Here is a 21,067-nt window from a genome sequence, read left to right on the forward strand (position 1 = left end):
GGCGAGCAGCGGCGCCGCGGCAGCCGCCGTGAGGCCCGAGCACAGGACCACCACGCGGCGCGAGTGACGGTCGGCGAGCACGCCACCGACCGCGACGGCGACCAGGAAGCCGCCCGTGCGGGCCGCGAGCACCAGGCCCAACCCGGTTGCGCTCAGGTCGCGTTGGAGCACCGCAAGGCCGAGCACGAAGGGCAGGGCCCAGGTGGCCAGACCCGAGGCGGTCGCACCGGCCCACAGGCGGAGGAAGGCGGGCTCCCGCAGGACGGACCTTTGCGGAGCAGTGGGCGGCGCATGGGCGGGCGAACTGGTCAATTTCAGTGCACTTCCGTCAATTGATGGCTCATGAGCGAACAGCAGGGCCACGACGGGACGCGGGGCCGGCCTCGGCGGGACCCGGATAGCCTACTGGAAATGATTATCGTTATGGTGTGGGTCTCGGATCCCACCCCGCCCTGCCACTCCCCTTGAGGTGAAAGCATGTTGAACCTGCCCAGGCACTGGATGGGCCGTAGCGCGGGGCCCGCACTCCGTCGGGCCGCGGCCTGATGGGCACACTGCAGGTGGCGCTCGACGCGCCGCGTACGGCCTCGCGCAAGGGCGGCCTCGCGCTGGTCTGCTTCGCCCTCTCCGTGGCGCTGCTCGTCTCCGTGGTCATCGCCATCGGCCTAGGGGCGGCCGTCGTCGCGCCCGGCGACACCGCGCGCTATCTGTGGGCCGCGCTGAGCGGCGGGCGGATCGAAGCCGGCGAGGTGACCACGTATCAGATCGTCTGGCAGATCCGCACTCCGCGGGTGCTGCTCGCGGCACTGGTCGGGGCCGGCCTGAGCGCGGTCGGTGTCGCCGTGCAGGCGATGGTGCGCAATGCGCTGGCCGATCCGTTCGTCCTCGGAGTGTCCTCCGGTGCGTCCGTGGGGGCGGTGTCCGTGACGGTGAGCGGCGGGCTCGCGGCGTTCGGCGTCTACGCGGTGTCGGCGGGCGCGTTCGCCGGGGCGCTGGCCGCGTCCGCCCTCGTCTTCGTGGTGTCCGCGAGCCGTGGTGCGCTGGCGCCGCTGAGGCTCGTCCTGACCGGGGTCGCCCTGTCGTTCGGCTTCCAGGCGCTGATGAGCGTGCTGATCTACTTCGGCCCGGACAACGAGGCCACCAGCAGCGTCCTGTACTGGACGCTCGGCGGTTTCGGCGCGGCCCAGTGGGGGGCGCTGCCGGTCGTCGCGATGGTCGTCGCGCTCGGGCTCTCCTTGCTGCTGCGCGAAGCCCGCACGCTCGACCTGCTTGCCCTGGGCGACGAGAGCGCGGCGAGTCTCGGCATCGACGCGGACCGCCGCCGCAGGTGGCTGCTCATCCTGGTTTCCCTGGTCACGGGCGTGCTGGTCGCCGTGTCCGGCGCGATCGCCTTCGTCGGACTGATCGTGCCGCATCTCGTACGGATGGTCGTCGGCGCGACGCACCGACGGGTGCTCGCGGTGGCACTGCTCGCCGGGGCGGTGTTCATGGTGTGGGCCGATCTGGTGGCCCGCACCCTGGCCGCCCCGCGCGAACTTCCCCTGGGCGTGATCACCGCACTGGTCGGTGTGCCCGTGTTCCTCACCTTGCTGCGCCGCAAGGGCTATGTCTTCGGGGGCCGTTGATGGATCTCACCCTGGAACAGCTGACGGTCGTGACCGACGGCCGCGGTCTCGTACGGGAGTTGTCGCTGCATGTGCCGAGCGGCCGGGTCACGGGGCTCGTCGGCCCGAACGGCAGCGGCAAGTCGACCGCGCTGCGCTGTGTCTACCGCGCGCTGCGACCCACGTCCGGAGTGGTCCGGGTGGGCGAGGACGATCTCACCCGGCTCACCCCACGGCGCGGCGCCCAGCTCGTCGCCGCGCTCACCCAGGACGGCACGGTGGACCTGGATTTCACGGTCGAGGAGGTCGTGGCGCTCGGCCGCGCACCGCATCTGCGCGGCACCCAGGCGCTGAGCCGCCGTGAACGCGAGCTGTGCGCACGGGCGTTGGACCGGCTCGGCATCGCCTCGCTCGCCCGGCGCGGCATCCTCGGCCTCTCGGGCGGGGAGCGGCAGCGGGTCCTGGTGGCCCGCGCGCTCGTCCAGGAGCCGGAGATCCTCGTCCTCGACGAGCCGACGAACCATCTCGACGTACGCCACCAGATCGAGCTCCTGTCGTTCCTGCGCGGTTCGGGCCTGACCGTCCTGGTCGTGCTGCACGACCTCAACCTCGCCGCGGCGGCCTGCGACCGGCTCGCCGTGCTCGGCGAGGGCCGCCTCGTCACCGTTGGCACACCCGCCCAAGGCCCCACACCGGACCCGGGGCGGGGGGTCTTCCGGGTGCGTGCCGGGGGGGGCACGACCTGGTGCGGGAGGTCTTCGGGGTGCGTGCCGAGGTGGTCACCCATCCCCTGACCGGGGATCCGCAGGTGCTGTACGCGCTGACGCCGGACGTCGCACCGGCCGCCACATCCCTTTGAACCCTCGCTCACCTCACCCTCACTCATCGAAAGGCACCACCGCATGTTCAGAACATCCACCGCCGTACTCCGTCGCACCGCACTCGGCGCCACCTCCGCCCTCGCCCTGCTGCTCACGGGCTGCGGCGCCGAGGTCACCCCGGACTCCGGGGGCGCGGCCGCCGCGAAGACGAAGGTCAAGCGCTGCGGCGAGACCGTGGAGTACACGGTGCCGAAGCGCGCGGTCGTCTACGAAGGCGGCAGCGCAGACAAGCTGTTCAGCCTGGGCCTCGCCGACAAGGTGCACGGCTATGTGATGCCGCCCGCCAATCCCCCGGTCGACCAGTCACCGTGGGCGAAGGACTACGCCGGGGTGAAAATGCTCAGCGACGATCTCCTGAACAAGGAGATCGTGGTCGAGGCGAAGTCCGATTTCGTGGTCGCCGGCTGGAACTCGGGCTTCAGCGATCAGCGGGGTATCACCCCGGAGATCCTCGACAAGCTCGGCATCCAGAGCTTCATGCACGCCGAGAGCTGCTTCAACTACCCCGGCTTCCCGCAGAAGTTGACTCCCTTCGAGGGCCTGTACAGCGACCTGGACCGGCTCGGGCAGATCTTCCAGGTCGAGCGGAAGGCCGAGCAGGTCGTCGCCGGGCTCAAGGACCGGGTCTCCGCCGTCGCGGGGAAGGCACCGAAGGGCGGCGACCCGGTACCCGTCTTCCTCTACGACTCGGGCACGGACCAGCCGTTCACCGCGGGCAGCCAGGTGCCGCCCAACGACATCATCAAGACCGCCGGCGGCCGCAACATCTTCGACGGACTCGATCAGCGCTGGACCCAGGTCACCTGGGAGGCCGTGACGCAGGCACAGCCCGAGGTCATCATGATCCTGGACTACGGGGACCAGCCGGCCGAGAAGAAGATCGAGTTCCTGAGGAAGTCCCCGCACACCAAGAACCTGCCGGCCGTCGAGCGGAACAACTTCTTCATCCTCGACTACAACGAGGGCATCAGCGGACCGCGCAACATCGACGGCCTGGAGAAGTTCGGCACGTATCTGCGCGAGCTGAAGCGCTGACCGGCCACCGTGCGGCGGCGCGGCTACGGTCGTCCCATGGAGCGCTTCTTCCCCCGGTCGCCGATGGTGCGCGGCAAGGCCCTGAGTCTGGGCGAGCGGGGGCGCGAGTGGCTCGACTCGCTGCCCGCTCTCGTACGGGACATCGAGCGCGAGTGGGCGATCAGCGTCGGGGAACCGCTGGCGGGCGGCACGGCGGCGTATGTGGCGCGGGCCCGCACCTCGGCCGGCGAGGACGTGGTGCTCAAACTCGCCGTGCCCGACGACGGCTTCGCGGGGCAGGCCCGCACGTTGCGGCTCGCACGGGGGCAGGGCTATGTGCGGCTGATCCGGCATGACACGGCGCGCCACGCACTCCTGCTCGAAGCGCTCGGCGATCCGCTGGAGCAACTGCCCTCCCCGGAGCGGCAGTTGGACGTGCTCTCCGACCTTCTGCAGCAGGCCTGGACCGTGCCGCGCCCGCCGGTCACCGGCCCCTTCGAGAACAAGGCCCGCGGTCTGTACGAGCTGGTGGACCGCTTGTGGCACGAGCTGGGGCGGCCCTGCCCCGAGCCGGTGGTGGCCCAGGCCCTCGCCCACGCGGAGAAGCGTGCTCACTTCGGTCCCGAGGACTGTGTGCTGGTCCACGGGGATCCGCATCCGGGCAACGCCCTGCGGGTGCGTGCCGAGCGGCCTGGGTCCGGGACGGGCTATGTACTCGTCGACCCGGAGGGCTTCCTCGCCCCGGCCTCGTACGACCTGGGCGTCGTGCTCAGGGAGTGGTGCACGGAACTGCTCGCCGCCGAGGACCCGGTGCGGCTGGCCCGCGGCTACTGCGCACGGCTGGCCGATGCCGCGGGCGAGGACGAGAGGGCCGTGTGGGAGTGGGGGTACCTGGAGCGGGTGTCCACCGGGTTGTACTGCATCGCCCTCGGGGCGCCGGAGGTCGGCCGGCCGTTCCTGGAGACGGCCGCGCTGCTCCTGCGGGACGGCTGATCCGGATCGTGCACGGGAGCCCTGCACGGACCTCGTCCGGGAGGCCGTTCCCGGTCGTCTACGGGAGCCCTGATCCTCACCTCGTACGAGGGCCCACAGCGTCCCCCCCGCCCGCCCGGCCGCGGCGTTCTGGGCGTCGGCCTCCGCCTTGGCCGCCTGCTTCTCCTTGAGGCGCACGGCCTCCTCGCGCACCTTGGCCTGCGTGGCGCGCTCCTGGCGCAGCCACTCCGGCATCTCCTCGCGGAGCGCGTCGATCTGCTCGGTCGTGAGCGCCTCGGTCACGCCACCGCGGGCGAGACCGGCGATGGAGACACCGAGCTTGGCGGCGACGACGGGGCGCGGGTGCGGGCCGTTCTTGCGGAGGTCGGCGAGCCACTGGGGCGGCTCGGCCTGCAGAGCGTTGAGCTCGGCGCGCGAGACGTCGCCCTCCTGGAACTCCGCGGGGGTGGCCGGAAGGTACACGCCCAGCTTCTTCGCCGCGGTCGCGGGCTTCATGGTCTGGGTGTTCTGGTGCTGGGTCATGGCATCAAGGGTAGCGATCACCGGCGGTCCGGCCGACCACGAGCGCGCTCGGCCCTGCGCACCGGCGGGTAATCTGGCGAGGTGACAGGCGCTGCAGAACCCCCGGTGACAGGCTCGGACGACCCGGCGGAGTTCCGCCTCGCCTACGTTCCGGGCGCCACGCCCGCCAAGTGGGTGCGGATCTGGCGGGAGCGGCTGCCCTCCATCCCGCTGACGCTGGTCGCGGTCGAACCCGCCGAGGCCGCCGAGCTGGTGGAGTCGGGCGGCGCGGAGGCCGGGCTGCTGCGGATGCCGGTGGACAAGACACGGTTCAACGCGATCCCGCTGTACGCGGAGACGACCGTGGCCGTCGTCCCCAAGGACCACCTGATCACGGCCGCCGACGAGGTGACGCTCGCGGATCTGGCCGACGAGATCGTGCTGCACCCGCTCGACGACACCCTCGGCTGGACGGAGCTGCCGGGCAAGCCCGCGCTGGAGCGGCCGGCCACCACGGCCGATGCCGTCGAGCTGGTGGCGGCGGGCATCGGAGTGCTGGTCGCACCGCAGTCACTCGCGCGGCTGCACCACCGCAAGGACCTCACGTACCGGCCGCTGACCGATGCGCCCGAGTCACAGATGGGCCTGGTGTGGCCGCAAGGGGATACCTCGGATCTGGTCGAGCAGTTCATCGGGATCGTCCGGGGCCGCACGGTCAACAGCTCACGCGGCCAGTCCCCGGCCGAGGTCGAAGCGGCTCGCGGACGGAAGAAGCAGACCAAGGACGGCAAGGGCCGCACCTCGGCGAAGGGCACGTCGGCCAAGGCCGCACCCCGCGGCGGCAAGAACAAAGCACGCACATCCGGCTCCCCGACCGGAGCACGCCGAGGCAAGCCCAAGCGACGGAGCTGACTGCACCGCCAACACCACGCAAGCGAGCTGTACCGGCCCGCAGAGTCCGAGGCCAACAGCCCGCAGAGTCCCCCGTGAAACGGAAGAGACCACCGGCCCGCAGCCGCGCGACGGCGGAAGGGGACGGGTAGGGGTGCCTGTCATACGGGCACCCCCGACGGCCACGGCAACCCTTCGCGGCAACGGCGCCATTGCCCGTATGACAGGTACCCCGGACCGGCACCGACCCCACGACGCAACCGCACGCGCACCCCGGACCCGGGCTCGACCCCACGGCCCCCGACACCCCAGCCCCCAGACACGCAGCCCCCAGACACGCCCCAGGCCGCCCCCGCCCTCGCCGTCACCCCCTGCGCCCACCCCGCAGCTCCAGCCGCTCCCCCACGAACCGCTCCCTGAAGCCCCGGTCGTGCGAGACCACGACAACTGCCCCCGCGTACACGGCGAGCGCCGCCTCCAGGTCCTCGACCAGATCGAGCGCGATGTGGTTGGTCGGCTCGTCGAGCACCAGCACATCCGAGGGCCGCGTCACCAGGATCGCTAGCTGCAGCCGCCGCTGCTGGCCCGCGGACAGGGCCGACACCGGAACATGCAGGTCCTCCTCGCGGAACAGGCCGAGGGAGAGCAGCTCTTCGGCGTACTCCTCGGGCAGCCCCGGCCGTCCGGCCACGAACGCCGCGAGGAGCGGCAGCCGTGTGGTGCGCACCGGCAGCTCCTGCGCCAGGTACCCGATCCGGGCGGAGCGGCGGACCGTTCCCGCGTCCGGCTCCAGGTCGCCGGCGAGGACGCGAAGGAGCGTCGTCTTCCCGGCCCCGTTCTCGCCGGTGACGAGCAGTCGCTGCCCTGGCGTGACAGTCAACGGTCCGTCCAGGAACAGCCGTTCGCCCACGCGTACGTCGTCGCACTCGACCAGGGCACGCGCCGCGGCCGGAGACCCGGCCGCCGCGGGCAGCCCCGCGGTGAACCGCAGCGGCACCGGTGGCGCCGCCACCGGATTCCGCCGCAGCTGCGCGAGGCGCTCACGAACTGCCCGTACCTGCCCGCCGAGCTTCGCCTCATGGGAGCGGCGGTGCTTGCCGAAGCCCTGCCCCGGGTCCTTGCCGGTGCCGGCGAGCCGCCGCCCCGCGGCCTCCAGCAACTCCTCGGTACGGGCGACTTCGTCCAGCCACTCCGCATAGTCCTGCTCCGCACGGCGTCGGGCGGAGGCCTTCGCCGTGCGGTAGCCGGCCCAGCCGTCCCCGTACCGGCGCACGGAGCGCGTATCGCGGTCGACCTCGAGGATCGTGGTGGCGATGCGCTCCAGGAAGCCGCGGTCGTGGGTGACCGCCACGACGGTGCCGCGGTGGGCGCGCAGCTGTTCCTCCAGCCAGCGCACGGCGGTCACGTCGAGGTGGTTGGTCGGCTCGTCGAGGAGCAGCAGTTCGGGGGCGGCGGCCAGGACGCAGGCGAGCGCGAGCCGGGACTGCTCGCCGCCGGAGAGCGAGCCGAGCACGCGGTCGCGGGTGATCCCGGCGAGCCCGAGCCCGTGCAGGGCGGCGTCGACGCGGGCATCGGCGTCGTAGCCGCCGCGCTCCTCGTACGTGATCAACAGCTCGCCGTACGCGGAGAGTTCGGCCTCGGAGGCCTCACCCAGGTTCTCCTCCGCCGTACGGAGGTCGCGCTCCATGGCGCGCAGCTCGGCGAGGGCGAGGTCGACGGCGTCCTGGACCGTGCAGTCCGGGTCGAGGTCGAGGGTCTGGGCGAGATGGCCGGTGCCGCCGGGGAAGCTGACGGTGATCTCGCCGGAGTCCGGCTTCTCGGCAGCGGCGAGGAGTTTCAGGAGGGTGGACTTGCCGGAGCCGTTCTCGCCGATGACGGCGGCCTTCTCGCCCGGACGGACGGTGAAGGTGACCTGGTCGAGGACGGTCCTGGTGCCGTACGACTTGGTGACGTCCTTGACGGACAGCTGCGCCACGGCAGCGGGCATGGCGGTATGAGCGCGGTCGCGCATGGTTCTTTCCCTGGATACGAGGGTCTACGGGCAGCAGAAACGGCGGCGTGGGCCGTGCCCGGACTCAGAGAAAGAAGTAGTGACGCATGCCGCCACCATACAAGACGGCCCGTCTCGTCTCAAGCCGACCGGGAAAGCCGGCGAGAACGCGGAGCGCGCCACGGCCCGGGGGGGAGGCCGCCCGGGGGGGGGCCCGGGGGGCGGCGAGCGTTACGCCAGCGTGCCCAGCGTCTCGTTCAGCGTCGCGGACGGACGCATCACCGCGGACGCCTTGGCGGCGTCCGGCTGGTAGTAGCCGCCGATGTCGGCCGGGCTGCCCTGGACGGCGAGCAGCTCGTCGACGATCTTCTGCTCGTTCGCCGTCAGCGACTCGGCGAGGGCCGCGAAGTCCTTCGCCAGGTCCGCGTCGGCCGTCTGCTTCGCCAGCTCCTGGGCCCAGTACAGGGCCAGGTAGAAGTGCGAGCCGCGGTTGTCGATGCCGCCGACGCGACGGGTCGGGGACTTGTCCTGCTCCAGGAACGTGGCCGTCGCGCGGTCCAGGGTGTCCGCGAGGACCTGCGCGCGGGCGTTGTTCGTGGTGGTCGCGAGGTGCTCGAAGGAGACCGCGAGCGCGAGGAACTCACCGAGCGAGTCCCAGCGCAGGTAGTTCTCCTTGACCAGCTGCTGGACGTGCTTCGGGGCGGAGCCGCCGGCGCCCGTCTCGGAGGGGGCGGCGCCGTTCCTCAGCGGGGCGACGGGGGGCATCTTTGCGCTGGTGCCGGGCGAGGATCGGGAACAGGTCCGTGAGGTAGTCACGGAGCACGTTGCCGGTGACCGAGATGGTGTTCTCGCCGCGGCGGATGCGCTCGAGCGAGAACGCGGTGGCCTCGACCGGGGACATGATCTCGATCTGCAGACCCGAAGTGTCGTGGTCCGCAAGGTACTTCTTGACCTTCTCGATGAGCACCGCGTCATGCGCGCGCTCCGAGTCCAGCCAGAACACGGCCGGGTCGCCGGTGGCGCGGGCGCGCGTGACGGCGAGCTTGACCCAGTCCTGGATCGGGGCGTCCTTGGTCTGGCAGGCCCGGAAGATGTCGCCCTCGGCGACCTCCTGCTCCAGGACCACGTTGCCCGCGGTGTCGACGAGACGGACGGTGCCGGCCGCGGCGACCTCGAAGGTCTTGTCGTGGGAGCCGTACTCCTCGGCCTTCTGCGCCATCAGGCCGACGTTCGGTACGGAGCCCATGGTCGACGGGTCGTACGCGCCGTTGGCACGGCAGTCGTCGATGACGACCTGGTAGATGCCGGCGTAGGAGCTGTCCGGCAGGACCGCGAGGGTGTCGGCCTCCTGGCCGTCCGGGCCCCACATGTGGCCGGAGGTGCGGATCATGGCCGGCATCGAGGCGTCGACGATGACGTCGGACGGCACGTGCAGGTTGGTGATGCCCTTGTCGGAGTCGACCATCGCGAGCTCGGGGCCCTCGGCGAGCTCGGCCTCGAAGGAGGCCTTGATCTCGTCGCCGAGTCCGTGCGGGATGGTCTCCAGGCCCTTGAGGATGCCGCCGAGACCGTCGTTCGGGGAGAGGCCGGCGCCGGCCAGGACCTCGCCGTACTGCTTGAAGGTCTTCGGGAAGAAGGCGCGCACCGCGTGGCCGAAGACGATCGGGTCGGAGACCTTCATCATCGTGGCCTTGAGGTGCAGCGAGAACAGCACGCCCTCGGCCTTGGCACGCGCGATCTGCTCACCGAGGAAGGTGCGCAGTGCGGCGACGTGCATCACGGAGGCGTCGACGACCTCGCCCGCGAGGACCGGGACGGACTCGCGCAGAACGGTCGTGGTGCCGTCGGCGGCCACGTGCTCGATGCGCAGGGCGCCGGCCTCGGCGATGACGGCCGACTTCTCGCTGGAGCGGAAGTCGTCGGCGGTCATGTGCGCCACGTTCGTCTTGGACTCGGGGGTCCAGGCGCCCATGCGGTGCGGGTGGTTCTTGGCGTAGTTCTTGACCGAGGCGGGGGCGCGGCGGTCCGAGTTGCCCTCACGCAGGACCGGGTTGACGGCCGAGCCCTTGACCTTGTCGTAGCGGGCGCGGATCTCGCGCTCCTCGTCCGTCTTCGGGGCGTCCGGGTACGCGGGAAGCGCGTATCCCTGGCCCTGCAGCTCGGCGACGGCGGCCTTGAGCTGCGGGATCGAGGCCGAGATGTTCGGCAGCTTGATGATGTTGGCCTCGGGCGTCTTGGCCAGCTCGCCCAGCTCCGCGAGGGCGTCCGGGATCCGCTGGCCCTCCTCGAGGTACTCGGGGAACTGCGAGATGATCCGCCCGGCCAGCGAGATGTCACGGGTCTCGACACTGACGCCGGCCGTCGAGGCGTACGCCTGGATCACCGGCAGGAACGAATGGGTCGCCAGGGCCGGGGCCTCGTCAGTGTGCGTATAGATGATGGTCGAGTCAGTCACCGGGTGCTCCGCTCCACGTCTGCATAGCGTCGTCTGCTTGCGTCGTCGGTCGAGATTACTCGACATCAAGATATCTCCTTCGACCCCGGGTTCCGAAAGGGCCTCCTCGGCCCGAAGCGAACATTCGTCCGCGCACCCCTGTCGCGGCGCCCGGCACGGACCTAGGCTGACGATCATGGTTCTCACCCTCAGCGCGGCGGCCCGACGGCTTCTCGAAGCTCCGAATCCCGCGATCCTGGCCACGATCAACCCCGACGGCAGCCCGCAGACCTCGCCCGTCTGGGTGGGCCTCGACGGTGACGACCTCGTGATCGCCTCGCAGGCGGGGCGGCGCAAGGACAAGAACCTGCGGCGTGATCCGCGCGTGAGCCTCACCGTGTACGACGCCGCCGATCCACAGCGGTACATCGAGGTCCGCGGTACGGCCGCGATCTCCGAGGACGTCGGCCGCCGGCTCACCATCGAGCTCGACGAACAGTACGAGGGGCCCGGTGCGGGCGACTGGGCGCTGAAGCTGGGGCCCGAGGTGGTACGGATCGTCATCCGGATCACGCCCGAGCGGGTGGTGGGCACGGCCGCGAACTGAACGGCCCGAACTGAACGGCCCGGCCCGGAAGGGCCGACCTGGACGGGCCGACCTGAACGGTCCGGCCCGGACGGCCCCGGGTGACGGCCGCGGCCGCCGTCACCCTGCCGCGCCGGCCGCTTCCCGGATACGGCTCCAGAGCGCGGCGAACAGCTCGGCCGCCTCGCCGGCCCGCGCGAATTCCGGGTCCGCGACGAGCCGTACCACCTTGGGCGCGCGGCGCTCGTTCGCCCGCAGCACCTCGGCGTCCGGGCCGCGCAGCTCGTAGGCGCTCCGCAGGAACAGGAGTGCGGAACTCACCGCCCAGACCGGCGAGTTGAGCGGCTGCCCCGGCGATACGGGCAGTTCACCGGCGACGGCCCAGGGATCACGCGCCACGTACCGCACGGTGCCGACACCGGTGAATTCAGCGGCCGCCGTGCACATCGCGCACGGCTCGAGGCTGGACCAGAGCGTGTGCGTGGCGAGGTCCCATTCCGTACGCGCCCGGGCCAGGGCGTTCGTCTCGGCGTGGGCGAGCGGAGTCCCCTGCAGGGGATCGGTGCCGCCCGGCGGGTCGTACGCGCGATTGCGGCCCTCGGCGACGATGGCGCCGGCGGCGTCGGTGAGCACCGCACCGCAGGCGAGGCCCCCGCCGCGCAGGGAGGTGTGGGCAAGTTCGAGGCAGCGGCGTGCCGCCGGATCGAGGGCCTGCCATGCGGTCGTGAAGTCATCGGCCATGGCGCGATCCTAGGGAGCGTCGCGGCGCGGTCAGGCCGCCCGCCCCGCGAGACGCAGGCTCCAGCGTCCCGCCTGGCCGGTGACGGTGACCGTCGAGAGCGGGGGCACGTCGATGTTCCAGTACGTCGCCGGGGGCGCCTTGAGGGCGTAGACCAGGGCCGCGCGGACCACCCCGGGCTCGGCCACGGCGACGATGCTCGAGCCGTCGCCGACCGGGCGGGTGTCCAGCCAGCGGCCCACCCGGGAGATGAACGCGAGCAGCGATTCGCCGCCGTGCGGAGCCGAGCGCGGGTCGCCCAGCCAGGCGTCCACCGCGGCCGGTTCACGTGCCGTGACCTCGGAGAGTGTGCGGCCGCGCCAGCGGCCCATGTCGCAGTCGCTGAGCATGGGCTGCGCCATCGGCGCAAAGCCCAGTGCGTCGCCGGTCGCCCGGCTCCGCGGCGTGGGAGAGCAGTAGCGCAGCTCGGCCCGCCCGTACGGCACCAGGGTGTGCGCCGCGAGCTGCAGCTCATGCCAGCCGGCCTGGTCGAGCGGCCGGTCGTCGTCGAAGCGCTCGGTGAGCAGCGAGGAGCTGCGTGCGGCGGCGATCAGCGTGACCCGAACATGCATGCGGCGATGTTGGAACGCGCCGCTCCGCAGGTCAAGAGCCACCCGCCCGAGATCAGGGCTGCTGCAGCTGCAGCGCCATCCAGTGTTCGGGGTGCTCGAGCGGCGCGAAGCCCTGTTTCGCGTACACCCCGTGCGCGTCGTGGGTGGCGAGCAGGATGCGACGAAGCCCACACGGTTCGAGCTCCTCGCGTACGGCGGCGACCAGGGCCACACCGACACCCTTGCCGCGTACGGCACGATCCACGTACACATCGCAGAGCCACGCGAACGTGGAGCGATCCGTGATGACCCGGGCGTACGCCACCTGTTCACCGGAAACCGGGTCGTACACCCCGAAGTTGAGCGACCCGGCCATGGCCTGGTCCTGCTTCTCGCGGCTGCGTCCGAGCGCCCAGTACGCATCGGTGGAGAGCCAGTGGTGGATCCTGGCGGGGTCGAGGCGCGAGGGGTCGGTGGAGATCACGTAGTCGGTCATGGGCACGAGGTTCGCATCAGGGCACGCGCGGACGCGAGTCGATTTGCCCGGCTGCCGGTCACCCTCCGGTCACCTCGTCCCATGCGGTACGCAGCCTCCGTACGCCCTCCGTGATCTCCGCCGGGCCCGCAAGCCCCGCGAAGCTCAACCGGACATGTCCGGCCGGGGGTTCGGCACTGAAATAGGGCCGGCCCGGGGTGATCGCGACGCCCGCGCGCACAGCCGCGGAGGCGAGCGCGGACTCGACGGAGACCCCGCCCCGGCCGTAGGCGCCGTCGGGCAGGCGCAGCCAGAGGTGGTAGCCGCCGGACGGGATGTGCGGCAGGGCCAGTTCGGGCAGCTCGCGCAGGAGCGCCGTGGCCATCTGGTCCCTGCGGGTGCGCAACTCCGTGGCGACGGTGCGCAGATGGCGGGTCCAGGCGGGTGCGCCGACCAATTCGAGGGTGGCTTCCTGGAGCGGGCGAGGGACGAAGAAGTGATCGACGATCTGGATGGCGCGCAGCCGCTCGAGGACCGGGCCGCGGGCCACGAGCGCGGCCACGCGCAAGGACGGCGAGGTCGCCTTGGTCAGGGAGCAGACGTGGACTACCACGCCGTCGGGGTCGGAGGCGATCATCGGCGGCGCGAGCGGACCGCTGTCGTCGTGGGCGAGCAGCCGGACGAAATCGTCCTCGACGACGAATGCTCCGAACTCCCTTGCAATACGCACCACTTCGGGCCTTCTGGCCGCCGAGAGCACCGCACCCGTCGGGTTCTGGAACAGCGGCTGGCAGACGAACAGCTTGGCCCCCGTCGCCCGGAACGCGTCCGCGAGCAGCTCGGGCCGCACCCCGTCGGTGTCCACCGGCACCGGCACAGGGCGCAGCCCGGCGGCGCGGGCGATGGCGATCAGACCGGGGTACGTGGGCGACTCCACCAGAACCGGGGTGCCGGGCGCGGCGAGCGCGCGCAGCGCGGTGGTGAGCGCGGTCTGGCCGCCGGAGGTGATCAGCACGTCGGAAGGGGTGACGGCACCGCCGCAGCCGCGCGCGAACCAGTCCCTCAGCTCGGGCAGCCCGTCCATGGGCGGCCGCCCCCAGGCGCCGGGGCGGCGTCCGGCACGGCCGAGAGCGGCGGCGAGCGCCTGTTCCGGCTGGAGCGAGGGGTGCAGATAGCCGCTGTTGAACTCGATGACCCCGGTGGGCGGTTGCGCCAGACAGGCCAGCACTCCGGAGGCGTCCACGGCCCGCGGCTCGGCGGCCGCCTGTGCGCTGAGGGTGACCTCCTGCCAGGAGGTGTCACCCACCGGTTCGACAGCGGTACGCATCTGTGCGCGGTACGCACCCGCGCCCGGCCGCGTCACCACCAGGCCTTCGGCCGCCAGCTGCGCCAGCGCCCGGGAGACGGTCACCGGGCTCACGCGGTAGCGCTCGACCAGCATCCGGCTGGACGGGAGCTTTCCACCAGGTGAGTAGCGATGAAGCTCGCCACGCAGGCTATTCGCCAATTCCCCCACACTGCTACGCTCTTGCATGACAGCACAGGATAGCGCTACTCGCCCGACCACGATAGCGGTCGGCACCCCCGTCACCGTCCCGAGCACCGGCTGCGACTCCACCCGCACGGGAATCCTCCTGGCCGCCGCCGGCGTGACCGCCTTCTCGCTGACGTTCCCCGCCACGGCATGGGGACTTGACGGCTTCGGCCCCTGGTCGCTGGTCTCCGTGCGGATGGCGCTCGCGGGACTGATCGCCGGCGGCTGTCTGCTCGCCCTGCGCATCAAGCCGCCGGCCCGCGAGCACTGGGGTTCCCTGGCTGTCGTCGCGGCCGGTGTCGTGATCGGTTTCCCGCTGCTCACCACGCTCGCCCTGCAGACCTCCACGACCTCGCACGCCGCGGTCGTCGTCGGCCTGCTGCCGCTCACCACCGCCGCGCTGTCCGCGCTGCGCACGGGAGTTCGCCCCTCGCGCACCTTCTGGACGGCGGCCTGCCTCGGGGCCGCCGCGGTCATCGCTTTCACCGTGCAGCAGAGCGGCGGCGCCCTGACCACCGCCGATCTCTACCTGTTCGGCGCCCTGTTGATCTGCGCCGCCGGGTACACCGAAGGCGGCAGGCTGGCCAGGGTGATGCCGGGCTGGCACGTCATCGGCTGGGCCCTGGTGGCCTGTCTGCCGCTCGCGCTCCCCGCGTCCGCGGTGGCTCTCGCGCACGAGCCCTGGGAGTTGACGGCGAAGGCCGTGACCGGCCTGCTGTGGGTGGCGGTGGGTTCGCAGTTCGTCGGCCTGGTCGTCTGGTACCGGGGCATGGCGGCGATCGGCATCCCCAAGGCCAGCCAGCTCCAGCTCGCGCAGCCCCTGCTCACCCTGGTGTGGTCGGTCTCCCTGCTCGGCGAGAGCATGACGGCCGCCGCGCCGCTGACCGCCGTGGCGGTGCTGATCTGCATCGCGGTGACCCAGCGGGCCCGCGGCTGAAGCGGGGCGGGCCGACCGAGCCGCAGGGGCACGCCGGCCCGCCCGCCCAGGGGCTCCCCGCCGGCCCGCACAAGGACTCCGGCCGATCCGCACAGGGTCCCAACTGCCGCCACCCGCCGTACACTTGCCGCCACGGATCGCAACTCCCCGGCAGGCCAAGGAGGTCACTCCCGATGCACGCAAGTGTGGGCGACACGCTGCTGGTGCACGGCAGGGTCGTCGGGCAGCAGGACCGTGTCGCGGAGGTCATCGAGGTGCTCGGCCCGGACGGCACTCCCCCGTTCAGGGTCCGCTTCGAGGACGGTCACGAGACGCTGATGTCGCCGGGCCCCGACACCGTCGTACGGCACAGGACCCGCGACTGAACACCCCTCAGCGCAGCGTGTAGTGGTCGGCCACGACCCGCGTCATCGCCCCGATCGGGTCGGCCGCCACCTCACGCGCCGCGAAGTACACATGCCCGCGCACCTGCCGGTACTTGCCGGCGTACGACAGATGCCGGGACAGCTCGGCGGGGTCCTGCCAGGGCGCGGGCTGCGCGGGATCGCCTGCCTTGTAGAGGGCCTCGCCGAGATACAGATCGACGTCCGTGCCGGCGACCGTCTCGGCCCACCACGGCACGAGCTTGGCGTAGTCGGCGGGTGCGAAGCCCATGTTCCAGTACAGCTGGGGCACGACATAGTCGATCCAGTCGCGCCTGATCCACTTGCGGACGTCGGCATGCAGGTCGTCGTAGGTCTGCACGCCCGCGGTGGTCTCCGAGCCCAGCGGATCCGTCGCTTTGTTGCGCCACACCCCGAACGGGCTGATCCCGAACTGCACGCCCTTGCGCGCCTTCGGGATCGCGGCGGCCATCCCTCGCACCAGCTGATCGGTGTTGTCCCGGCGCCAGGCCGCACGGTCCGCGAAGCCCGCGCCGTAGCGCTCATAGGCCGCGTCGTCGTCGAAGACCTGGCCCGCGACCGGATACGGATAGAAGTAGTCGTCCCAGTGCACGGCGTCGATGGGGTATTTGCGTACCGCATCGAGCATCGCCCGCATCACGAACTCGCGGACCTCGGGCAGCCCCGGGTTGTAGTAGAGCTTCCCGCCGTAGGTGACGAGCCAGTCCGGGTTGCTGCGCGCGGGGTGGTCGGGCGAGAGCCGGGACGGGTCGGCGTGGCCCGCGACGCGGTACGGGTTGAACCAGGCGTGCAGTTCGAGGCCGCGCTTGTGGGCCTCGTCGACGGCGGTGCCCAGCGGGTCCCAGCCGGGGTCCTGGCCCTGGACTCCGGTGAGGTACGCCGACCACGGTTCGTAGTCGGAGGGCCACAACGCGTCCGCCGTGGGCCGTACCTGGAGGATCACGGTGTTCAGCCGTCGGCGTACCGCGGTGTCGAGATGCGCGAGCAGCTCGGCGCGCTGGGTCTCGGCGGGCAGTGCGGGCTTCGAGGGCCAGTCGCGGTTGGCGACGCTCGCGATCCACATCCCGCGAAAGGCCGTATTGCGGGGCCGGCGGCGCTTCTCGACCGCGACATCGGCCGCTGCGGCGTCCCCGGTGAGCCCCGCTCCGAAGAGTGCCGCGGCACCCGCCACCGTGAAACTCCTGCGCGTCATACGCAATGTATGCCACCTCTAATATCGAATTGTTCGCTATGCCCGGAAGTACCGGACAGCACCTGTTGTCCCGTGGGACGTGCCACAGCATGCCGCCCCGGCCGACTGTGCACCAGTGAACGCGGAGTAACGTCGGTACATCGGGGCAGGCGCCGAACATCCATCGGGACCCTGCCGACCCGGAGCACGAAAGGGACGATGTGACAGACGTTGCATTGGGCACGGGCGACATCGCGCGCGTCGGAGTCGTCGGCTGCGGCCAGATGGGAGCGGGCATCGCGGAGGTCTGCGCCCGCGCCGGCCTGGAGGTCAAGGTCGCCGAGACCACCGGCGAGGCCCTGGAGATCGGCCGCACCCGGCTGCACAACTCCCTCGCGAAGGCCGCCGAACGCGGCAAGATCAGCGAGGAGGAGCGGGACGCCACACTGGCGCGCCTGACCTTCACCACGGATCTCGGCGAATTCGCCGACCGTGACCTCGTGATCGAGGCCGTGGTGGAGAACGAGCTGGTGAAGACGGAGATCTTCCAGGTGCTCGACCAGGTGGTGACCCGCCCCGACGCGATCCTCGCCTCGAACACCTCCTCCATCCCGCTGGTGAAGCTCGCCGTCGCGACCTCGCGCCCCGACCAGGTCATCGGCATCCACTTCTTCAACCCGGCGCCGGTGCAGCAGCTCGTCGAGCTGATCCCCGCGCTCACCACCTCCGAGGGCACGCTCGCGCGCGCCCAGGTCGCGGTGGAGAAGGTGCTGGGCAAGCACGCCATCCGCGCCCAGGACCGCTCGGGCTTCGTGGTCAACGCGCTGCTCATCCCGTATCTGCTCTCCGCGATCCGGATGTTCGAGTCGGGCATCGCCAGCCGCGAGGACATCGACAACGGCATGGAGATGGGCTGCGCCCACCCGATGGGACCGCTGAAGCTGGCGGACCTGATCGGCCTGGACACGGTCCACTCGGTCGCGGACTCGATGTACGCCGAGTACAAGGAGCCCTTGTACGCCGCTCCCCCGCTGCTCCAGCGAATGGTCGACGCGGGCCGCCTCGGCCGGAAGTCGGGCTCCGGGTTCTACACGTACTGATCCTGTACGCGCTGATCCCGTACGCACTGATTCCGTACGTACTGATCCGGTACGCCGCACTGGGGCCGCTGTCCGTCACGGGCAGCGGCCCCCGCGCGTTCCGCGTGATCATGGTCGCCGTACGCGAGCCGTCGGCCGGCGGGCGGACGGTGCTGCAACCGGCCAACTCCCCGCCCGCATAGGCCACTTCCAGATGGTGACGGACCGCCCGGTCCCGCGCGTCGGCCAGGGACAGCGGGTGTGCGGGAATGACGGTGTTGTGCACCCGGCGCCAGTCGGCGAGTGCGGCATCATGCACGGGCTTCTCGATACGCAGGTCTGACATGTCTGCACCCAAGCCGCCCCACCGATCTTGCGTCAGCCCAGATTTCTCCCGTCCACCGCAGGCACCCCCGACATCCCCCACACCCCTGCCTCCCCTGCCGATTCGGCCACTCTCCGTATCCTTCCGGCCAGATTCACGCCCCGACCCCCGGCTGGAAGGGGTTCTGCGGAAGCCGGGCCCGAAGGGTTCGCACCGGTGTGAAAGCAGGTCCCGCATATGCCCCGCGCACACGCTCCCGCGCCCCTCACCAGGCCGCTTTACTGTCCGTGCGCAGAACAGGGATGGCTGCGCACGGACAAGTTTCAGCCACGTACGCCCCAGGAAGGAGCAGACCCGTGAGCCCCGACCCCGAGCATCCCGTGATCCAGGAAGAACACGCAGAGTTGCGCCGCAGCCTGGATGTGGGACTCGCCCGTATCGAAGGCCACTTGGCGCTGCTGACCCAGCGCGACGAACACAGCGCCAAGGAACTCGACGATCTCACCACCCGTATCACCGCACTCGAGCACAACCGCTGGCCCTTGCCCACCGTCGCGACACTGACCGCGATCGGCGCCTTGGTGGTGGCTGTGTGGCAGGCGCTCGGGCGGTGACCGGGATCATCCGGACCCAGGAGATCACCCGAGTCGCAGGTGGTGCAGCATCAACAGCGCGGCCGTCATGTTGGCCGCCGGCACCTCCCCCCGCGCCACCATGTCGGGGACGAGTTTGAGGGGCACCCACTCGCGTCGCGACGACTCGAAGTCGTCCACGGGATGGCCCGTATACGTCCCCTCGTCCGCCCAGTAGATGTGATGCCGGGCGTCGGTGAGGCCGTTGGAGGGTTCCACACTGAGCAGATGCTGGAGGGGGCCGGGCCGCCACCCGGTCTCCTCTTCCAGCTCACGGGCCGCCGCGACCGCGATGTCCTCACCGTCCTCGACGACCCCCGCGGCCAGCTCCCAGCCCCAGCTGTCGGTGATGAAACGGTGCCGCCACAGCAGCAGGACTTCATTGGCCTCGTTGACCACCGTGGCGACGGCCACGGGACGCATCCGGATCAGGAAGTGATCGAGATGCTTCCCGTTCGGCAGCTCCACATCCGCCAAGTTCACCTGGAACCAGCGGTTTCGATACACATTTTTTTCGCATAGGTTCGTCCACTGCACGGTTCTGCCACCTTCCGCCGAGATAGATGGCAATATCGCACGCACCCTTGCAGCAGGCCCCCAGGGTCACAGCGGTACGCGCAGCGCCCCGTCGATGAGTGCGGCAGCTTCTTCGGTGCCGGAACATCCACTGCGTACGAGGTGCTCGCGCACCGCACGCAGCCGGTCGCGGAGCCGCTGGGACTCCATCCCCCGTGCCTGCCGGGCCATTTCGACGGCCGATGCGACCGCCGACTCCGCCTCACCGCGCCGCAGCTCGATCTGGCTGAGCACCGCGAGACGGTGCACCCGCCCGCGGTCATGGGCCGGGGTGTCCACGGCCGCGGCCGAGTGCATCCGGGCCGCCGCGAGATCACCGAGACTGAGCAGGGCCTCCGCCACCTGTACGTTCACCAGGCCCGGCTGCACATAGCCGGTCTCGGCGGGTTCATGGCCCGGATGGATCCGGTCGGCGGCCGATTCCGCCCGCCGGATGCAGAACAACGCGCTGCTGCCGTCCCCGAGATGGGCGTACGCCTTGGCCTGCATGGCGTAGAGATCGGCGGCGAGCGCGGGCGTGATGTGCCGCCCGGCGGCCCTCAGGGCGGCCTCCGCGAACGCGACGGCCTGCCGGTATTCGCAGATGAACAGCGACTGGTTGACAAGGAGCGCTATCACATACGCACCAAGTCCCCTGTCCCCGCTCGCCTTCGCGAGCCGGAGCGCCTGGTGGAAGTAGCGCTGCGCCAGTCCGTGGGCGTCGGAGTCGTACGCGCAGATACCGGCGATCGCCACCAACCCACCGGTCGCTCTGTGCAGTTGACGCCCGGTCGCATCCGTATAGCTGCCACGCAGCAGAGGGGCGGCCTCGGCGTTGAGGAAGCCCACGATGCGTGCGCGGGTCGCCACCCCTCCCGTCTTGCGGTACATCTGCTCGTAGTGCGCACGGGCCGAACTCAGCATCGCGATATCGGACTTGCTGACCTGATGCCGTCCGCCGCGCGAGACATCGACGTCCTCCGGCGGGTTCTCCCACTCCCAGACCGGCATCACGGCCGGCGTGCCGGTCACCGCGGCCGCGCCGAGCACATGGGGGCGCTGCTGCATATCGGACCGCCATAAGGCGGTGGCCCGTTCCACGAACCCGGACAGCGACGTCGCGGCCACACTCGCCTGCTGCCCGGGGACCCCCAGACCGATGTCGTCGAGCGTCACCGGGCGCTGCAGCCGGGCCGCGAGTACTTCGCAGATCAGGTCGGGCACCTGGCCGCGCGGCCGCTGGCCCTTCAACCAGCGGGCCACGGCGGTGTGTTCGTAGCGCAGCGCGAGACCCCGGGCTTTGCCGGCCTGGTTCACATGGGCGGCGAGGCCCGCATGGGAGATTCCGGCCTCGTCGAGTATCGCGTCGAGCAGGGTGTTGGGCTGCATCAGGCCCTCCGGTGGCTCGGTGCCGCCCAGAGTAGTCGAGCGGCTTTCACACGGGGTGCGAAACAAGTGCCCACAGTGACGGGGCGTGCACTCTGCCGTACCGGGGGCGGCGGCCGGTTGGATATATGCGTCCGGACCCCCTGGACCGGACACCTTCTGGCCTCGCCAGAGGCGGCCGGGCCGCCGGCTCCCCCTCGTACAGTGCGGCGGCCCATACCGCGCCGCTCACCTCGTCCGCCTGCCGGACTCTCCGCGGCGAGGTGGGCGGCGCCGGCCGGGCCCGTGGTCCAACCCTCCCTCGTACGGGGGTGGTTCGCGCGACGGGGGATCGGGGGCCTCCTTG

Annotated in this window: 18 protein-coding genes and 3 pseudogenes; 10 read left to right on the forward strand and 11 right to left on the reverse strand. The window is 71.1% G+C overall.

Translation table 11 applies throughout. The features are described from left to right. Nucleotides 1–312, reverse strand: a pseudogene (locus JAO81_RS38520) (MFS transporter); the annotation flags it as partial. Nucleotides 313–545: 233 nt separating this feature from the next. Here JAO81_RS38520 and JAO81_RS38525 point away from each other — a divergent pair. The 4 genes from JAO81_RS38525 to JAO81_RS38540 all read left to right on the forward strand — a co-directional run bounded on the left by JAO81_RS38525 (nt 546) and on the right by JAO81_RS38540 (nt 4,492). Beyond that, complete coding sequence (locus tag JAO81_RS38525; RefSeq protein ID WP_199552660.1) at nt 546–1,625, forward strand: iron ABC transporter permease; 1,080 nt, start codon at nt 546–548, stop codon at nt 1,623–1,625. After that, complete coding sequence (locus tag JAO81_RS38530) at nt 1,625–2,398, forward strand: ABC transporter ATP-binding protein (RefSeq protein WP_374194407.1); 774 nt, start codon at nt 1,625–1,627, stop codon at nt 2,396–2,398. The genes JAO81_RS38525 and JAO81_RS38530 overlap by 1 nt, the downstream gene beginning before the upstream one ends. A 108-nt stretch (nt 2,399–2,506) precedes the next feature. Further along, nucleotides 2,507–3,520 (forward strand): ABC transporter substrate-binding protein, encoded by a 1,014-nt coding sequence (locus tag JAO81_RS38535; protein WP_199552661.1) that lies wholly within the window; start codon nt 2,507–2,509, stop codon nt 3,518–3,520. 36 nt (nt 3,521–3,556) lie between these two features. Then, nucleotides 3,557–4,492, forward strand: coding sequence for an aminoglycoside phosphotransferase family protein (locus tag JAO81_RS38540; RefSeq protein ID WP_199552662.1), 936 nt, complete (start codon nt 3,557–3,559; stop codon nt 4,490–4,492). A gap of 129 nt (nt 4,493–4,621) precedes the next feature. Here JAO81_RS38540 and JAO81_RS43175 read toward each other — a convergent pair. Next, nucleotides 4,622–5,014: pseudogene (locus JAO81_RS43175) on the reverse strand (DUF5997 family protein); the annotation flags it as partial. 105 nt (nt 5,015–5,119) lie between these two features. Between JAO81_RS43175 and JAO81_RS38545 the strand changes: the two are divergent. After that, nucleotides 5,120–5,905 carry a LysR family transcriptional regulator substrate-binding protein gene (locus JAO81_RS38545; RefSeq protein WP_199552675.1) on the forward strand — a complete coding sequence of 262 codons (786 nt, stop codon included), beginning with the start codon at nt 5,120–5,122 and terminating at the stop codon, nt 5,903–5,905. A 343-nt stretch (nt 5,906–6,248) separates the two neighbouring features. Here JAO81_RS38545 and abc-f read toward each other — a convergent pair whose 3' ends face one another. Both abc-f and JAO81_RS38555 read right to left on the reverse strand, forming a co-directional pair. After that, nucleotides 6,249–7,871: a ribosomal protection-like ABC-F family protein gene (gene abc-f / locus JAO81_RS38550; protein ID WP_374194408.1), complete on the reverse strand. Its 1,623-nt coding sequence runs from the start codon at nt 7,869–7,871 to the stop codon at nt 6,249–6,251. Between the two features lie 234 nt (nt 7,872–8,105). Then, nucleotides 8,106–10,329: pseudogene (locus JAO81_RS38555) on the reverse strand (NADP-dependent isocitrate dehydrogenase). Nucleotides 10,330–10,504: 175 nt separating this feature from the next. On the opposite strand from JAO81_RS38555, the gene JAO81_RS38560 reads away from it, so the two are divergent. Then, nucleotides 10,505–10,915 (forward strand): PPOX class F420-dependent oxidoreductase, encoded by a 411-nt coding sequence (locus JAO81_RS38560; protein WP_199552664.1) that lies wholly within the window; start codon nt 10,505–10,507, stop codon nt 10,913–10,915. 99 nt (nt 10,916–11,014) lie between these two features. Here JAO81_RS38560 and JAO81_RS38565 read toward each other — a convergent pair whose 3' ends face one another. Genes JAO81_RS38565 through JAO81_RS38580 form a run of 4 tightly spaced genes read right to left on the reverse strand, consistent with a single transcriptional unit; the run spans nt 11,015 to nt 14,232 of the window. Beyond that, nucleotides 11,015–11,635, reverse strand: a complete 621-nt coding sequence (locus JAO81_RS38565; protein ID WP_199552665.1) for a nucleoside deaminase — start codon at nt 11,633–11,635, stop codon at nt 11,015–11,017. 30 nt (nt 11,636–11,665) lie between these two features. Continuing rightward, nucleotides 11,666–12,244 carry a histidine phosphatase family protein gene (locus JAO81_RS38570; protein WP_199552666.1) on the reverse strand — a complete coding sequence of 193 codons (579 nt, stop codon included), beginning with the start codon at nt 12,242–12,244 and terminating at the stop codon, nt 11,666–11,668. Between the two features lie 52 nt (nt 12,245–12,296). Continuing rightward, nucleotides 12,297–12,719, reverse strand: coding sequence for a GNAT family N-acetyltransferase (locus tag JAO81_RS38575; RefSeq protein ID WP_199552667.1), 423 nt, complete (start codon nt 12,717–12,719; stop codon nt 12,297–12,299). 58 nt (nt 12,720–12,777) lie between these two features. Next, on the reverse strand, nt 12,778–14,232 hold the full coding sequence (locus JAO81_RS38580; protein WP_199552668.1) for a PLP-dependent aminotransferase family protein: 1,455 nt from the start codon (nt 14,230–14,232) through the stop codon (nt 12,778–12,780). On the opposite strand from JAO81_RS38580, the gene JAO81_RS38585 reads away from it, so the two are divergent. Both JAO81_RS38585 and JAO81_RS38590 read left to right on the forward strand, forming a co-directional pair. Then, the gene (locus tag JAO81_RS38585; protein WP_199552669.1) at nt 14,231–15,169 is read left to right on the forward strand and encodes a DMT family transporter; all 939 of its coding nucleotides are present in this window, start codon (nt 14,231–14,233) and stop codon (nt 15,167–15,169) included. The genes JAO81_RS38580 and JAO81_RS38585 overlap by 2 nt on opposite strands. A gap of 173 nt (nt 15,170–15,342) precedes the next feature. Continuing rightward, on the forward strand, nt 15,343–15,534 hold the full coding sequence (locus JAO81_RS38590) for a DUF1918 domain-containing protein (RefSeq protein ID WP_199552670.1): 192 nt from the start codon (nt 15,343–15,345) through the stop codon (nt 15,532–15,534). 7 nt (nt 15,535–15,541) lie between these two features. Here the strand turns inward: JAO81_RS38590 and JAO81_RS38595 are convergent, their stop codons facing one another. Then, entirely contained in the window at nt 15,542–16,765 is a 1,224-nt protein-coding gene (locus JAO81_RS38595; RefSeq protein ID WP_199552671.1) for a glycoside hydrolase family 10 protein, read from the reverse strand. 200 nt (nt 16,766–16,965) lie between these two features. Here JAO81_RS38595 and JAO81_RS38600 point away from each other — a divergent pair, with 200 nt between their 5' ends. Both JAO81_RS38600 and JAO81_RS38605 read left to right on the forward strand, forming a co-directional pair. Beyond that, the gene (locus tag JAO81_RS38600; RefSeq protein ID WP_199552672.1) at nt 16,966–17,844 is read left to right on the forward strand and encodes a 3-hydroxybutyryl-CoA dehydrogenase; all 879 of its coding nucleotides are present in this window, start codon (nt 16,966–16,968) and stop codon (nt 17,842–17,844) included. A 660-nt stretch (nt 17,845–18,504) separates the two neighbouring features. After that, the gene (locus JAO81_RS38605; protein ID WP_165335506.1) at nt 18,505–18,762 is read left to right on the forward strand and encodes a hypothetical protein; all 258 of its coding nucleotides are present in this window, start codon (nt 18,505–18,507) and stop codon (nt 18,760–18,762) included. 24 nt (nt 18,763–18,786) lie between these two features. On the opposite strand, the gene JAO81_RS38610 is transcribed toward JAO81_RS38605, so the two are convergent. Both JAO81_RS38610 and JAO81_RS38615 read right to left on the reverse strand, forming a co-directional pair. Continuing rightward, entirely contained in the window at nt 18,787–19,317 is a 531-nt protein-coding gene (locus JAO81_RS38610) for an NUDIX hydrolase (protein WP_199552673.1), read from the reverse strand. 66 nt (nt 19,318–19,383) lie between these two features. Then, on the reverse strand, nt 19,384–20,724 hold the full coding sequence (locus JAO81_RS38615; protein ID WP_199552674.1) for a transcriptional regulator: 1,341 nt from the start codon (nt 20,722–20,724) through the stop codon (nt 19,384–19,386). Nucleotides 20,725–21,067 lie beyond the last annotated feature (343 nt).

It is taken from the genome of Streptomyces sp. N35, assembly GCF_016464295.1.
Taxonomy (GTDB): domain Bacteria; phylum Actinomycetota; class Actinomycetes; order Streptomycetales; family Streptomycetaceae; genus Streptomyces.

Bases quoted from the DNA above. Each gene is read 5' to 3' on its own strand.
- JAO81_RS38575 (WP_199552667.1), bottom strand. From the start codon at position 12,719: ATGACCGACTACGTGATCTCCACCGACCCCTCGCGCCTCGACCCCGCC.
- JAO81_RS38540 (WP_199552662.1), top strand. From the start codon at position 3,557: ATGGAGCGCTTCTTCCCCCGGTCGCCGATGGTGCGCGGCAAGGCCCTG.
- JAO81_RS38525 (WP_199552660.1), top strand. From the start codon at position 546: ATGGGCACACTGCAGGTGGCGCTCGACGCGCCGCGTACGGCCTCGCGC.
- JAO81_RS38590 (WP_199552670.1), top strand. From the start codon at position 15,343: ATGCACGCAAGTGTGGGCGACACGCTGCTGGTGCACGGCAGGGTCGTC.
- JAO81_RS38565 (WP_199552665.1), bottom strand. From the start codon at position 11,635: ATGGCCGATGACTTCACGACCGCATGGCAGGCCCTCGATCCGGCGGCA.
- JAO81_RS38535 (WP_199552661.1), top strand. From the start codon at position 2,507: ATGTTCAGAACATCCACCGCCGTACTCCGTCGCACCGCACTCGGCGCC.
- JAO81_RS38585 (WP_199552669.1), top strand. From the start codon at position 14,231: ATGACAGCACAGGATAGCGCTACTCGCCCGACCACGATAGCGGTCGGC.
- abc-f (WP_374194408.1), bottom strand. From the start codon at position 7,871: ATGCCCGCTGCCGTGGCGCAGCTGTCCGTCAAGGACGTCACCAAGTCG.
- JAO81_RS38530 (WP_374194407.1), top strand. From the start codon at position 1,625: ATGGATCTCACCCTGGAACAGCTGACGGTCGTGACCGACGGCCGCGGT.
- JAO81_RS38580 (WP_199552668.1), bottom strand. From the start codon at position 14,232: ATGCAAGAGCGTAGCAGTGTGGGGGAATTGGCGAATAGCCTGCGTGGC.
- JAO81_RS38595 (WP_199552671.1), bottom strand. From the start codon at position 16,765: ATGACGCGCAGGAGTTTCACGGTGGCGGGTGCCGCGGCACTCTTCGGA.
- JAO81_RS38615 (WP_199552674.1), bottom strand. From the start codon at position 20,724: ATGCAGCCCAACACCCTGCTCGACGCGATACTCGACGAGGCCGGAATC.
- JAO81_RS38560 (WP_199552664.1), top strand. From the start codon at position 10,505: ATGGTTCTCACCCTCAGCGCGGCGGCCCGACGGCTTCTCGAAGCTCCG.
- JAO81_RS38570 (WP_199552666.1), bottom strand. From the start codon at position 12,244: ATGCATGTTCGGGTCACGCTGATCGCCGCCGCACGCAGCTCCTCGCTG.